This is a genomic window from Sphingobacterium sp. NPDC055431 (assembly GCF_053644255.1).
Genome location: NZ_JBSHLH010000024.1, coordinates 1 through 14,138, shown reverse-complemented (window position 1 = coordinate 14,138; position 14,138 = coordinate 1). Strand labels below are relative to the sequence as shown.

Annotated in this window: 14 protein-coding genes; 7 read left to right on the top strand and 7 right to left on the bottom strand. The window is 41.9% G+C overall.

Features of this window, described 5'->3' with window-relative positions; all coding sequences use genetic code 11:
- The first annotated feature begins 73 nt into the window (after positions 1-73).
- The 4 genes from ACWIB3_RS16675 to ACWIB3_RS16660 all read left to right on the top strand — a co-directional run bounded on the left by ACWIB3_RS16675 (position 74) and on the right by ACWIB3_RS16660 (position 4,321).
- A complete protein-coding gene (locus tag ACWIB3_RS16675; protein ID WP_185212665.1) occupies positions 74-1,138 on the top strand; it encodes a PLP-dependent aminotransferase family protein in 1,065 nt (354 codons plus the stop codon).
- Positions 1,139-1,337: 199 nt separating this feature from the next.
- Entirely contained in the window at positions 1,338-1,625 is a 288-nt protein-coding gene (locus ACWIB3_RS16670; protein WP_093099732.1) for an HU family DNA-binding protein, read from the top strand.
- A 9-nt stretch (positions 1,626-1,634) separates the two neighbouring features.
- Positions 1,635-2,486, top strand: coding sequence for a tetratricopeptide repeat protein (locus ACWIB3_RS16665; RefSeq protein WP_454292178.1), 852 nt, complete (start codon positions 1,635-1,637; stop codon positions 2,484-2,486).
- 281 nt (positions 2,487-2,767) lie between these two features.
- Positions 2,768-4,321 carry an Rne/Rng family ribonuclease gene (locus tag ACWIB3_RS16660; protein WP_185212663.1) on the top strand — a complete coding sequence of 518 codons (1,554 nt, stop codon included), beginning with the start codon at positions 2,768-2,770 and terminating at the stop codon, positions 4,319-4,321.
- A gap of 37 nt (positions 4,322-4,358) precedes the next feature.
- On the opposite strand, the gene miaA is transcribed toward ACWIB3_RS16660, so the two are convergent.
- Genes miaA through ACWIB3_RS16645 form a run of 3 tightly spaced genes read right to left on the bottom strand, consistent with a single transcriptional unit; the run spans position 4,359 to position 7,263 of the window.
- On the bottom strand, positions 4,359-5,291 hold the full coding sequence (gene miaA / locus ACWIB3_RS16655) for a tRNA (adenosine(37)-N6)-dimethylallyltransferase MiaA (RefSeq protein WP_454292177.1): 933 nt from the start codon (positions 5,289-5,291) through the stop codon (positions 4,359-4,361).
- On the bottom strand, positions 5,270-6,442 hold the full coding sequence (locus ACWIB3_RS16650; protein WP_185212661.1) for a Gfo/Idh/MocA family protein: 1,173 nt from the start codon (positions 6,440-6,442) through the stop codon (positions 5,270-5,272). The genes miaA and ACWIB3_RS16650 overlap by 22 nt, the downstream gene beginning before the upstream one ends.
- 53 nt (positions 6,443-6,495) lie before the next feature.
- Positions 6,496-7,263: a hypothetical protein gene (locus ACWIB3_RS16645; protein WP_454292176.1), complete on the bottom strand. Its 768-nt coding sequence runs from the start codon at positions 7,261-7,263 to the stop codon at positions 6,496-6,498.
- Positions 7,264-7,341: 78 nt separating this feature from the next.
- Here ACWIB3_RS16645 and def point away from each other — a divergent pair, with 78 nt between their 5' ends.
- The gene (gene def / locus ACWIB3_RS16640) at positions 7,342-7,929 is read left to right on the top strand and encodes a peptide deformylase (protein WP_185212659.1); all 588 of its coding nucleotides are present in this window, start codon (positions 7,342-7,344) and stop codon (positions 7,927-7,929) included.
- A 40-nt stretch (positions 7,930-7,969) separates the two neighbouring features.
- On the opposite strand, the gene ACWIB3_RS16635 is transcribed toward def, so the two are convergent.
- The 4 genes from ACWIB3_RS16635 to ACWIB3_RS16620 form a co-directional block, all read right to left on the bottom strand.
- The gene (locus ACWIB3_RS16635) at positions 7,970-8,959 is read right to left on the bottom strand and encodes an endo alpha-1,4 polygalactosaminidase (RefSeq protein ID WP_454292175.1); all 990 of its coding nucleotides are present in this window, start codon (positions 8,957-8,959) and stop codon (positions 7,970-7,972) included.
- Between the two features lie 87 nt (positions 8,960-9,046).
- The gene (locus ACWIB3_RS16630) at positions 9,047-9,655 is read right to left on the bottom strand and encodes a trimeric intracellular cation channel family protein (RefSeq protein ID WP_185212657.1); all 609 of its coding nucleotides are present in this window, start codon (positions 9,653-9,655) and stop codon (positions 9,047-9,049) included.
- A 117-nt stretch (positions 9,656-9,772) separates the two neighbouring features.
- The gene (locus tag ACWIB3_RS16625) at positions 9,773-11,554 is read right to left on the bottom strand and encodes a M56 family metallopeptidase (protein ID WP_454292174.1); all 1,782 of its coding nucleotides are present in this window, start codon (positions 11,552-11,554) and stop codon (positions 9,773-9,775) included.
- Between the two features lie 2 nt (positions 11,555-11,556).
- Positions 11,557-11,919 carry a BlaI/MecI/CopY family transcriptional regulator gene (locus tag ACWIB3_RS16620; RefSeq protein ID WP_185212655.1) on the bottom strand — a complete coding sequence of 121 codons (363 nt, stop codon included), beginning with the start codon at positions 11,917-11,919 and terminating at the stop codon, positions 11,557-11,559.
- Between the two features lie 205 nt (positions 11,920-12,124).
- Between ACWIB3_RS16620 and ACWIB3_RS16615 the strand changes: the two genes are divergently transcribed.
- On the top strand, positions 12,125-13,045 hold the full coding sequence (locus tag ACWIB3_RS16615) for an NADP-dependent oxidoreductase (protein ID WP_454292173.1): 921 nt from the start codon (positions 12,125-12,127) through the stop codon (positions 13,043-13,045).
- Positions 13,046-13,096: 51 nt separating this feature from the next.
- Positions 13,097-13,450: a TfoX/Sxy family protein gene (locus ACWIB3_RS16610; protein ID WP_454292172.1), complete on the top strand. Its 354-nt coding sequence runs from the start codon at positions 13,097-13,099 to the stop codon at positions 13,448-13,450.
- The last annotated feature ends 688 nt before the right edge of the window (positions 13,451-14,138 follow it).

Genomic DNA, 14,138 nt, shown 5'->3' with positions numbered 1-14,138 from the left:
GGAAATAAAGGATGAATCGTAAAAATGGGAGTTTGAAAGGTTTTTGTACATTTGCTTTCTGATAACATTTGCCATGACCTCCTTTAGAAATCTTCAACAAACTACAGGAAGAATTATTAGCCTAGACGGTACAGATTACCACTTTTTTGGTGGTACGGCCTATCTTGGATTACTGGATAATCCAGAATACATCGAACTTTACAAAAAAGGGATCGACCTGCTTGGGCTCAATAATGGAACCTCCAGGACCAACAATGTCCAACTAGGAATCTATCAGGAAGCTGAGTGCCATTTGGCAGATCGTTTTGGCTTTGAAGCGGCAGCCTTGCTTTCGAGTGGTTATCTTGCTGGGCAGGTGGCGGTTCGTGCCCTCTCTAAAGGCAAGACCGTTCTTTACGCGCCAGGAAGCCACCCCGCACTATGGCTAGATGAAACTCCTCTAGTGGATGGGAGTTTTGACGAGTGGGCTAAGGCCACGGTTGAATTTATTAATGATGCCGAGCATGATGATGTCCTGGTAATTTCCAATTGTATTGATAACCTAACCCCTTTACATTTTGATTTTTCTATCTTCAGGGAAATAAAGCCAGACAAAAAGGTTCTCTTGATCTTGGATGACTCCCATGGGATCGGCATTTTAAAGAAGAACCAAGTTTCAGCTGATCTATCAGCTTTGAAATTCGACAATATCGAAATCGTTGTTTTAGCATCATTGGCAAAAGGTCTTGGAACTGATGCCGGAGTTGTTTTTGGAAACAAGGGCACTGTAGAAAAGATCAAGAAACATCCTATTTTCAATGGAGCTTCGCCGACAGCACCGGCAGCACTCTATGCGCTGGTTCATGGGCAAGATCTTTATGAAAAAGCTTTTGAAAGGATGCAATCCAATACGAGTTTGTTGGCATCGATTACCCGAGAAACTTCATTGAACCATATAGAGAAATTTCCGGTTTTCAGCTCGACCCAGCCGTTACTTTACAAGCATCTGTTGCAGAAAAACATTGTGATATCCAGTTTTCCATATCCATTAGCGACAAGTCCCCTGTTAAATCGGGTTGTTGTATCTGCTTTACACTCAGAAGCTGACATTCGTCATATAGGAGAAATATTGTGTTCAGAAAGTTCATTAATACTTTGATAGTCAATAAAATAATTGTAGCTTTGCAAGCCTTTTGAAATGTAAAATTGGGGAGTGTTGTACTAAATCATTGAATGATAGTGGTTTGGATTTTAAAAAATCACAAAAATATTTCCATTACTCATTTTAAAAAGATACTTTTGCATCCCCAAACGGGCTGATAGGCTTAGGGTATAGATTAATTAGAGTAAAAATAGATATGACTAAAGCAGAAATTATTGCAGAGATCTCTAACAAGACTGGTTTAGAGAAGGTTGATGTACAAGAAACCGTTGAAGCATTCTTCAAAGTAGTTAAAAGCGCTATGATTGGCGGTGAGAATGTGTACGTAAGAGGTTTTGGAAGTTTTGTAGTAAAAAAGAGAGCTGAAAAGACAGCACGTAACATTTCTAAAAACACAGCTATTATCATTCCTGAGCACTACGTGCCTAGCTTCAAACCTGCAAAAGTATTTGTAGAGAAAGTTAAGAACGGAAATAAGAAATAATTCATTTTCATGAAAAACACCAAGCAAATCCAGATCATCGTTGTAGCAGCAGTAGTCCTTGTTATTGGATTCCTATTGTTTAAACCTGTGAAGGGCTTGGTAGATGAAGAAGAAAAAAATGCAGCAGCTACAACTTCTCAAGCTGAAGCTGCTGCATCTCAGTTTAATCTGAGTTCTGTATCTGAAGCGGCTAAGCGTGGATTGAACCCAGCTATTGTCAATGAAATCACAGATCTAGAGGCAAAAGCCAATAAAGCAGAAGGTTCCGAACGCGTGAAAATCTATCAGCAACTTGCTGATAAATGGAACGACGTGGAAAAACCTGCTCCTCAAGCTTATATCTATGAGGAAATGGCTAAGATTGACCCTAAATTTGAGTTCTACTTGAAATCTGGAGACAATTTCCGTAAAGGATATACTAATCTTCAAGATACCGTCCTAGCAAGTGCCTTAAACCAGAAAGCTATTGAAGTTTATCAAAAAGCTGTAGATTTAAACGGCTCGAGCTTAGATGCAAAAACAGGATTAGGGGCTGCAATGGTTACTGGAACCAACAACCCGATGGCTGGTATTGCTATCTTGAGAGAAGTTGTTCAAGCTGATCCAAAAAACCTGGAGGCTAACAAAACCTTAGGTTTGTTCTCATTACAGTCTCGTCAATTCGACCGAGCAATCGATCGTTTCAAAATTGTAATTGAACAAAAACCTGATGCCGAAGCATATTTTTATTTGGCAACAGGCTATGAAAATATAGGGATGAAGAACGAAGCTATTGCTGCTTTCCAAAAGAGCAAAGAACTGGCTGCCGATCCTAGTCTCTCCCAGTTCATCGATCGCAGGGTTGAAGAACTAAGTAAGTAATTAACAATTTTTTTTAAAATCATTTAAAAACATTAAAGCTATGCCAAGCGGAAAAAAAAGAAAAAGACACAAAATGGCTACTCACAAACGTAAAAAACGTTTAAGAAAAAATAGACACAAGAAAAAATAGTTATAGGGCATTAGCCTTATAAATCATGTGATACAATCTATGATCGATTATCCATCATCATAGATTGTTTTTTTTCATTAAACGGTTTTATGTTTAACCGGACAACATTCGTTGTGGAGCGAGTCCACAACTGTCCTTAATTAAGTAGCTGTTGGTAAAGGAATTAATTATCGATTCAGTCCCCGATAAGGGGGTGACTATTGCTTTACTACAGGACAAACAACTAGTTGAACTAAACAGGGAACAAGCTGGCAATCATTATGCCGTGGGTGATATTTACTTAGGGAGAGTAAAGAAAATCATGCCCGGACTGAATGCCGCATTCGTAGATGTAGGCTACGAAAAAGACGCTTTCCTGCATTACCTCGACTTAGGGCCTCAAGTACAATCCTTGATCAAATTAACAAGGGTAGTAAAGAATGGCAGTTATCAAGAGAAACTGCTCAATAGTTTGAAGCTTGAAAAGGACATTGACAAGGCTGGAAAAATATCTGATGTTTTAAGCCGTAACATGTTATTGCCAGTACAGATAGCGAAAGAACCTATCTCGACTAAAGGACCAAGGTTAAGTTCCGACTTATCCATCGCTGGTCGATTCGTCGTCCTGGTACCATTTTCAAGTTCGGTTTCCATTTCCAAAAAGATCAAAGGCAGTGCCGAGAGAAATAGACTCAAGAAAATTGTAGAGAGCATTAAACCTGCAAATTTCGGCGTCATTATCCGTACGGTATCCGAAGGTAAGGGAGTTGATGAACTCCAAAAAGACCTTCTTGACCTGATCTCCAAATGGGAATTGTTTACCAAACGCCTTAAAACAGCTGAACCCCCTCAGAAAGTACTGGGTGAGTTGGACAGAGCGTCCACCATCCTGCGTGATATCCTCACCGATGAATTTACTCATATCTATGTTAATGATAATGAAATCTACGAGGAAGTAAAATCATATATTCAAGAGATCTCTCCGGATCTGGAAAAGATAGTCAAATTCTATAAAGGAAAAGAACCTATCTTCGACCATTTCGGAGTAGAAAAGCAAATTAAGGCGTCGTTCGGCAAAACTGTAAACCTGCAAGGTGGTGCCTACCTGGTGATTGAACACACCGAAGCACTCCACGTCATCGACGTCAATAGCGGAAACAGGATTGCCAACAAAGAAAATCAAGAAGATAACGCGCTCCTTGTAAACAAGGAAGCAGCAAAAGAAATTGCCCGTCAGCTTAGGCTGAGGGATATGGGCGGCATCGTCGTCATCGATTTTATCGATATGCACAAAGCCTCCAACCGGAAAGAACTGTATGGTTTCTTGAAGGAATGTATGGCCAGCGACAGGGCACGTCATACCATTCTCCCTCCTAGTAAATTCGGATTAGTCCAGATCACTAGGCAAAGAGTCAGACCTGAAATGAGCATTGTGACCAATGAAAAGTGTCCTGCTTGTGACGGAACCGGCGAAATTAGATCCAGTATCGTTTTATTGGATGATATTGAAAACAATTTGAGTTTTATTCTTCAGGAACAGAACGAAGTAGGGGTTACCCTTTGTGTACACCCTTATATCGCTGCCTACATCAAATCTGGTTTTATCTCCAGAAGAATGAAATGGTTTCTAAAATATTGGAAATGGATTAAAGTGAAGGAAATGAGCTCATATCATTTGACCGAATTCCACTTCTTTAACTCCAAAGACGAAGAAATAAAATTGTAAAAAAAGCTGGTTGCATTCCGCAACCAGCTTTTTTACTTTATAGCAGGTCTATCCAATGGATCTTCAGTCCATCTTTCTCCATTTTCCTAAAGTAGGTCATCTGCCGCTTCGCAAACCGATGGATCTCTGTCCTTAGCTTTTCCTTGAATTCCTCCATGGTCAATTCACCCTGCAAATGCAAAGAAGCATATTTATACTCCAGTCCAAACCATTGCAATTGTTCATGGCTGATCCCTTGGGCCGATAGACCTTCAACTTCAGCCAACAAACCTTCCTCCATCCTGGTTTCCAGGCGTTGATCTATCCTTGCTCTCCTTGTTTCTCGATCGGGCGATAGCCCTAGGATCAAAAAATCCTTAACGGTATTAACTTCCACTTCCGGCTTAGGATGGTCTTTCAGGTAGATCAATATTTCCAGGGCCCTGACCAATCGCTTATGGCTGTTCCAGTCTATATTGAAATCTTCAGGAATGCTATATTCCTTTATCCTCGCTATGAGAATCTCTTTTGGCAATAGGGAAAGCTCATTTTGCAGGTCTTTATCCTTAGGGATCTGACTATAGGGCTGCTCTTGCAATAAACTCTGTATATATGAACCGGTACCTCCACAAAGGATGGGAAGTTTTTTTCGACTTCGGATTTCTACAAATGCTTGTTGAAAGGCCTTCCTGAACAAATCCACATTATAATGCTCATGTGGATCAACAATATCGATAAGATGGTAGGGGATATCTTGGTATTCGATCAGGTCCTTTCCCGTACCGATGTTCAACTGCCTGTAAACTTGCCTGGAATCGGCAGAAATGATCTCTCCGTTCATGGCTTGGGCTAGTTTGACTGCCAATTTGGTCTTTCCGGAGGCCGTAGGCCCTAAAATGATCAAAAGAAAATCAGGCGAAAGAAACTCTTCCGCCTGATGTATAGATTCAATAAGTTCTTGAATATGGGTTATATCACGAACTTGGTCCATTTTTCATTACTTGCGTTGCTAGCTACAACGGTATCAATAAATGCCATACCGCGAACTCCATCGTTTACATTCGGGAAATCCAATTGCTCCGGAGTAGGGGTTTTACCGTCCTTTTTAGCCGCTACAGTTGCGGCAAAATTACGGTAGATATTGGCAAACGATTCCAATAATCCCTCAGGGTGACCCGCTGGAATTCTAGTGTTATGAGTTGCAAATGAACTCAAGGTATATGGTGCTGCATAGGCATTTCCAGTACGGTAATACTGTCTCGGCTGATCCAACATTTTCACGATCAGGTTGTTAGGGTCTTCATTTGCCCATTCAAAACCACCTTTTTCGCCATAAATTCGCATTCTTACTGCATTTTCCTCTCCAGCGCAGATCTGCGAAGCCGTCAACACCCCTTTAGCACCTTCGGTGAAGTGCAACAATACCGAACCGTCATCATCCAATTGGCGGCCTTCGACAAATGAAGTTAAATCAGCACAAACCTCCGTGATCCTAAGTCCAGTCACATATTCAGCCAAGTGGGCTACGTGTGTACCGATATCACCCATGGCCAAAGATTTTCCAGAACGTTTCGGGTCTGTACGCCATGCTGCGCCAGCATTTCCTTCGCGCTCCGTCAAACGGCTTAACCAGCCTTGAGGGTATTCAACCAATACTTTGCGGATCTTGCCAAAGTGACCATCTTTAACCATAGCCTTAGCCTGTTTTACCATTGGGTAGCCAGAATAAGTATGCGTCAAACATAGTGTACGGCCTGTACGTTCCACAATCGCCTGCAATTCCAATGCTTCTTCTAGGTTTAAGGTCATAGGTTTCTCAACTACAACATCAAAACCATTTTCCAAAGCAAGCTTTGCTGGTTCAAAGTGCAAAAAGTTCGGTGTTACGATCGTCACGAAGTCCATGCGCTCTCCTTCTGGAAGCTGTGATTCCTTCTCGATCATTTCTTGGTACGTCAAATAGACTCTTTCTTCAGGAACAAATAAGTCCTCGCCCGATTGTAAAGAAATCTCTCTATTTATACTGAATGTACCACATACTAATTCTATTTTGCCATCCATAAAGGCAGCAATTCGGTGTACAGCTCCTATAAAGGCATCGTTTCCACCACCGACCATGCCCATGCGAAGTTTTCGTTTCATAAGGAATAAATTTCGATTGATTAAGCAATAAATATAATAAAATAAAGCTGTTTTTAAACAGCCAATACTAATTTAATGCTTCCTGAATTCTGGGATAGATAACCATTGGGATGGTTCTCAGCCATTTCCAACAACTGCTCCTCACTTTCTATCAGATGCTGCTGCTGCTCGGCAATCCAAAATCTCGCACCTTCTCGGGATCCCATTTCCTGGAAGCCAATGGTCTTGAGCGATGAGTCCTGGGACCAATCCTTGTCCACATAGGTCATGATATCGCCTGGATGGAAATCCTTGATAAAGGCTTGGATCAATTTGGAGAGCCCCCCGATAATGAGCTGGTCAGATTTATGGCAAAAACGTAACAGTTCAAACGAACGATAATCCTCTGGTTTGTCCTTCATCCGGCGTCCGCCGCTAAATACCGCTATGGAAACCAACTCACCTTCATAGAAAAGACCGTATCTATATTTGCCCGGCAAGGGCGCCTGCAAATGATGCTCCTCCAGAAAGGACATACTTTGGTTTTTGTCCAATCGCGCAACCACGGTCGACCGTGCGTGTAGCTTTTTGGCCTTTCCGGCCAGTACTTTCAGTCTGTGCTGTATTTTGGAATCCTCCTGCTCCAACTGTCCCAATGAAATCAGGATATATTTCTTCATCGAAGTGCTCGGTATTTCCATAAACTTTTTGTAGACATAAATGTCAAAGGATAGGGAAGGGCAGATGAGTTTCGAATAATGTTCCAGCTCTTCCTGATGTGAATCAGGATCTAACTCCTGTTGAATATAGCCTAGTAGCTTGTTGGTAGCTGGATTTTCCATCTTGCAAAAATAAGGCAAATCATTCAATATGCTAGCTGTGCTAAATTATTAATACCTTTGTACCGTAAACAATAACAGATGAAATTACCAATAGTAGCATATGGAGATCCGGTTTTGCGTCAGAGAACGGAAGAGATCGATGAGGATTATCCAGAATTAAAACAATTGATAGATAATATGTTTGAAACCATGTATGCAGCAAATGGTGTAGGCCTTGCAGCTCCGCAAATTGGTTTGCCAATCCGATTGTTTGTCATTGATGCCACTCCTTTTGGCGAAGATGATGAAGACGGACCGGGTGACCCAACGGCAAAGGATTTTAAACGTGTTTTCATCAACCCCATCCTGGTGGAAGAAAGTGGTGAGAAATGGCCATTCTCTGAAGGATGTTTAAGTATTCCGCATATCAATGAGGAAGTATTGAGAAAGAAAGACGTTGTCATCAATTATTTAGATGAAAACTTTGAAGAACAGGAAGAGGAGTTGACTGGTTTGGCTGCCCGTGTTGTTCAGCATGAATATGATCATATCGAAGGAAAACTATTTATCGACAAACTGGGGCCTTTGAAAAAAGCCATGTTAAAGGGTAAATTAGATTCTATTTCAAAAGGACAGATAAGAGTTTCTTACAAAATGTCCTTTCCGCAAATGAAAAAGAAAAGATAAAAGAAAAGCCAGATCCAGATCTGGCTTTTCTTTTAATAGGTTATTGCAGGTCCTCAAAATAGTGAAAGGCATCGATGATATCCAGGTATGCCCCATCAAATCCAGCATCCAATATATTTCTCAGATAGCTCTTATCATTTCCATAGATGATGGACTGCCATTCCTTATCCCAATATTTCACCTTAAAATTCCCCTTCCAGTCCGGGTTTTCTGCAACGATCCAACTTGGCCGGTTCTTTTGCCAAGACGCATCCCAATAGGGTCGGTAATCTTCTGCTTCCCCAATGGACATATAGGAGATCAATAAGCGACTCCCGCCGTTTGCCTTTTTCCTGAGCTGTGCAATTTCCTGATTATTGAATTTCTGTCCATCCGTAAAGTACAGATCCATGATCAGTACATCATAGTTGGTTGCCGTTACGGCCTGAATAAACGCTTGCTTGGAAGTAAAACCATTCGGATTGATGAGATAGAGGAAGTTTTTGGCTTCTGAAAGATTTTTGATGTTCAGTTTGTTCTCCTCCTGTACAGCGATTTTTGGGATAATATTTAATTCCCGTTCTGTTGCCGCAAAGGAAATAAAGCCATTCTCCCGGTTCCAAGAATAGGAATTGCTGATGTTTTTTGCTGTAGAGCAATAATCGCTGACCAAAATGCTGTTGCCAGCTTGTTTTGAGATATTTAAATATTTGATCAGCCTATTGGTTTCCGCCGGATCAGTTGCCCGGTCATCTTGGTCATAACCAAAGAATAGATCTTCTTGTCCATTGCCGTCAATCGCCGCAAGGTAATCATTGGCCGCAGGTCCAGTAGGCTCTCCGCTTTGGGAGACCAATTCAATTCCATTCTGCGGTATGATCAGAAATTCAGGCCTCGTTTGTTTCGCATATTTACTCAGCCCCATCACAAATTTTCGCATCTCCTGTCTAAAATCTTGATCAGGTTCCGGTGTAAAGCCTTCGTCTTTTGTGCAAGAAGTCAATAGACCTAAGCCCAAAAAGATAACTAGCAATGGTTTCTTTATCCTCATGAATGATTATTTATTCGGTATTTGAATTAAACGGAATAAATAATGATTTAATATAAATGGACTAAAAATATAGCTTTTCTTAACAAATTAATTTATGGGCCGAACCGTTGGTAAGGAAAGATTGTAACGAACCGAAAGGAAACGGATGCCGAACACGACCGTTGCGCTGATAAAGGCGTTCAAATTTTGGTGTAGCGGGACAAAGGTGAGCAGCACATAGGTTATGGCGCCCGCCAAGCAGGCCGAAGCATATATCTCCTTCCTCAATATCAGCGGGGTGACATTCATCAGCACGTCACGGATCACTCCGCCCATACAGGCTGAAAACATCCCCAGCATCACCGCTGCCATCGCACTGCTCTCATAGGCCAAAGATTTTTCAACCCCTACCACCGTAAAGAAACCGATCCCTAAAGCGTCAAATAGGAACAAAGTGCGGGCAAAACTGTCCAGATGTTTGTTGAACAGAATGGAAATAAAGACCCCTACAAAGATGGCAATGAGATAATTTCCATCTTCTACCCAGACTGGCCGGATATTCAGGAAGACATCGCGCAACGAACCGCCCCCAATTGCTGTAACAAAGCCCATAAAGGTGGCACCAAAAATATCGATCCCATATCGGTTTGCGGCCATTGCACCTGAAATGGCAAATACCATGGTCCCCAATAAATCAATGTAATAAATCAATTCCATTCCATTCCGTTTACATCCGTCTGCAATAATACATAAAATATGAAATTCTCTAAATTAAATAAAAAAAGGCCTCGAGCGAGGCCTATTAAACTAAACAACGAAACAATGATTTCTATATTAAATTTTGGAAAGTCCTTTTTTAGCTTTCAACTCCTCGAGTTCTTTCTGGTATTTTTTGTTGATCTCTTTGAATTCTTCTGAATCCTGCAGCTCTTTCCACTGTTTGGTTTTTTCTTTCCATTCAGGGCTGTTGAAATACTCTTGGATCTTCTTGCCGTCCTCCTGTAATTTTTGTATCTGTCCTTTCCATTCAGCTGAATTGAAATGGTCTTTCAACTTGGCAGATTCCTTTTCTATGTTGGCCATCTGTCTCTTCCAATCCTCACTTTCAAAGTATTTCGAAACATTGGCAGACTCTTTTTGAATGCTTTCCATCTGTTTTTTCCACTCCGGAGAATTGAAATATTCATTCACTTTGCTGGATTCCTTTTCGATATTGGCCATCTGTCTCTTCCATTCTGGGGAATTGAAATGTTCCTTTACCTTGGCAGATTCCTTTTCAATTTTAGCCATCTGCTGTTTCCATTCTGGGCTTTCAAAATAGGCACTTACCTTTTTACTTTGCTCTTCAATATTTTTTACCTGGTCTTTCCATTCCGGTGAACTGTAATATTCTTGGATCTTTTTGCCCTGTTCCTGTACAGACCTGATGGTATTGCGGACATCTAAAGGCAGTTCATTGGTGTCCCGGATCACGTTCCCTTGATAGACCAGCTCCGATTTTACCTTGGCTGGTACAACTGGTTTCTGTGCCGGTTGCGGGCTTAGCGGTTTTACCGTATCGATGATCACATCAGTCGATTGATCGGTCCAACTCCAATCATCCTTTATTTCCTCTGCCTTTGCCTCATTCGTTGGGATAACCAACGCTAAGGTTAGTATTGCCAAACCGCTAAGCAATACAGCCAATAATTGCGGCCTTACGTTTTTATAATTAGTTTCCATTTTGGTGATTCTTTTAATTCGGTTCAATAAATGATTTTTGTTCCCGGTAGCTGCCAAGGTTAAACTTGGATTCATGCTCATGCGCAACTCTTCCAACTCAACCAATGCCTGGGCATAGGAAATAGGGGTGGATACATGTTCTACGACCATGTCATCACATGCATGTTCCCTTTCTCTTTCCAGTACTTTGGATAGGGCCCAGATAAATGGATTGAAGAACATGACCGTTTCAATACCGACCTTCAATAGGTTGAACAGATAATCCTGGCGTTTTACATGGGCCAGTTCGTGCAATAAGATAGCTTCCACCTGTGCCAGCTCCATTTTATTGGCATAAGCAATGGGGAAAAGGATAAACGGTCTCAGATGACCCAAGGTTATCGGTACGCTGATCTTATTGGAAAGATAGATCCCAACGGACTGTCTGATATCAAGTTTCTTTTTTGCTTGGTAATATAGGTTAGTCCATGATTCCGGAATGGAGTCCAGACCTTTATATTTTAACCTCTTCAATTGGATCAAGCTATTGGTCAGCAAAATTAATTGAACAATAAATCCAAAAATGTATCCTGCCACGACATAAGGTAATAGACTTTCTAATCTAAAGCCATCCTGTTGTATGTTGGCCATAATGTTTTTCAGGTCTTCCGGATTTAAGGTCCTTAGGTCGATGAATTGACTGCTGTTTTGGAAGAAGTAGATAAAAGTCGCAATAAAGCTGATAAATATAGATACCTGGGTGCCTAATGCTGCGTTATGTTTCGCTTTGGCACTGATGTTTGATTTTGAAAGTGTATATATACTATATATAATATACCAAATTGCAGCTTGCCATATAGAATGCAGAATGCTCCAGCCTAATGCATTGCCTATATTGAGTGTTAGATTTTCCATGGCTAGTTTTGTTCAAGTTTCTTTAAAAATGCTTTGATTTCGTCAAGCTCTTCTTTGCTGGCCCTTTCATTTCCCAGTGCCTGCATGACAAGTCTTGCGGTCGATCCATTGTAAACCGAATCGATCATCCTGTCCAACATCTTTTCCTGGATTTCCTCCTTCACCAATTTCGCTTTGTATAGATGGGTCTTTGAACTGGTGTCTCGAGTCACCATCCCTTTGTCGTGCATGATCTGCATCAATTTCAGGATTGTTGTATAGCCCACATCTTTTTTGTCCAAGGTTTCAAATACGTCCCTTACACTGCTTTGCCCCTTGTTCCAAAGGACTTGCAATATTTCCATTTCGCTTTCTGTTGGTTTCATACGATGATTGTTAGTATCTACGAATGTTTTCGTATTCAAATGTACGAAGCGTTTCGTATAATCCAAATATTTTAAGAAATATTTAACATTTAAATACCATAATTAATTGATAACTAGCCTTTAAAATTCGTTTTTATCTGGTTTTTTAAATCAAAAATGTTAAATTGAAAACAATAGTCGCCATCCTTTTATCTTATTTAATGATATGAAAGCTATAGTATATAATGAATTCGGAAGCTTATCCAAAGGGGAGTACAGCGATGTAACTGCTCCGGAATTAAAATCGGGCACCCTGAAAATTAAAGTAAGCTTTGCTGGGGTAATTCCTTTCGACCTCAAGGTCCTTGACAAAACCATTCCCATGCCGCAGTTAAAATTTCCCTTTATCCCCGGCGCGGAGTTCGCCGGAGAGGTTGTGGAGCTGGCTGATGACCTCAATGGATGGGAGAAGGGCGACTTGGTCTGTGGTAATCCTAAGAAATATGGCGGAGCATTTGCCGAGGAGTTTGTGGTCAAGGCCGACGAGATATGTAGGGTGCCTACTGGAATGTCGATGTCCTTGGCAGCTGCCTGTCCCGTTTCGGCTCTCGCCGCTTGGCATGGGTTGTTCGATGCTGGCAAATTAGTTGCGGATCAAAAAGTGCTGATCGTAGGTGCATCTGGAAATGTCGGCTCCTTCGCCGTACAGTTTGCCAAACAGAAAAACGCAACCGTCTATGCGGTCGGCTCTTCCCGGTATAAGTTTGATGTACTCGACCTGGGCGCTGATCATTACCTGGATTATAAGGATGAAGGTTACCTTAATGACCTACCTGCCTTTGATCTGGTCCTCGATATGGTTGGTGGGAAAGATCAGGAGAAATTGATTCCCTTATTAAAGAAGAATGCAACGATCGTTAGCCTAGTTCAGGAACCAGATGCCGCCTTGATTAAGGAATATCAGGTCCATGCGCACATGCTGAATTCAGGACCTAATCCAAAGGAACTTGAAAGGATACTGGAACAGGTCAGTAAAGGTATTATCAAGGTAAACGGTATTGAGGAATATTCCCTTCAAGCTGCCGTTCAGGCTTTCGAGGCAATGAATGATAATAAAAGTAATGCTAAATACCTACTGAAATGCTAAGGAAGGATGGATTGGTTCTTTGCATGACAGCTTTACCCTTATATAATATATATGGCATACGATGAAAGATTAGCTGACTCGGTCCGGGCATATCTTGCTGAACACACCTCATTAGAAGTTGAAGAGAAGGCAATGTTCAGTGGAATTGCTTTTTTAGTCGATGGCAAAATGTGCATCAATGTGGGAGATGACCAATTGATGTGCCGTTTCGACCCCCAAAAAACAGAAGAGTATAACAAAAGACGTGGCGTGCAGCCGATGGTCATGCGCGGTAAGCTGCTCGATGGTTATTGTTATGTTGATCCAGAAGGCTATAAAAACAAAGAAGATTTTGAGTTCTGGCTGAATACCTGCCTAGATTATAATCCCCTGGCCAAAGTCTCGAAAAAGAGGAAGGCCAAATAAACCTGTACTCCGTACCTATATCATGGATTGATTTGAGGTGTTTTTTTGGAGGTTTCCTTCGGGACTCGTTCGGGGCTTGTTCGGGAATGGTCCGGAGAGAACAGGTAAACCGGCCGGAGCGTACCCGAGGGCGCACAGGGGATTTGGTCGCTTGCTTTGCGAATTTTCGGAATGTGGGTCGAATGAGGTCAGGTGGAAAGGGGAGGGTGTTGGACCGGGATCAAGGGGATGGGAGGATGGGCCAAGACCATGGAATGGCCCGGGAAGCCTCCCGGTTGCCCCCTTTTGGCGGTATTTCCCCGCCTTTTGGAAAAATTATCTGGCAATGCTACAGCGAGTTAGCTGGCGGCGGTAAAAATACTTTGGCCTCCCCCTTGGAAGTGAACGTATTTTGTCCCTATCTTTGCACCACTCCGCAAGGGAGGGACGGCCCCACGGCCACTGAAACACGGGAAGGAAAAGGGATGAGGAAGGGCCGCGACCGGCACGACCGAAACCGCCGAAAAAAGGGCCTCGAAAATTATTTTAAAAAAGATTTTGCGGTTTCGAAAAAGGTTCCTACCTTTGCAGTCCCAACCAAGGGAAACAGCGAGGGACGCGATGTCCGGAGCGAAAGAAAATGACAGATTGCGACCTTCCGATGCGGAAGGGAAACAACATAAAAAAGCCGAAGCGAGATGCCCAGGCG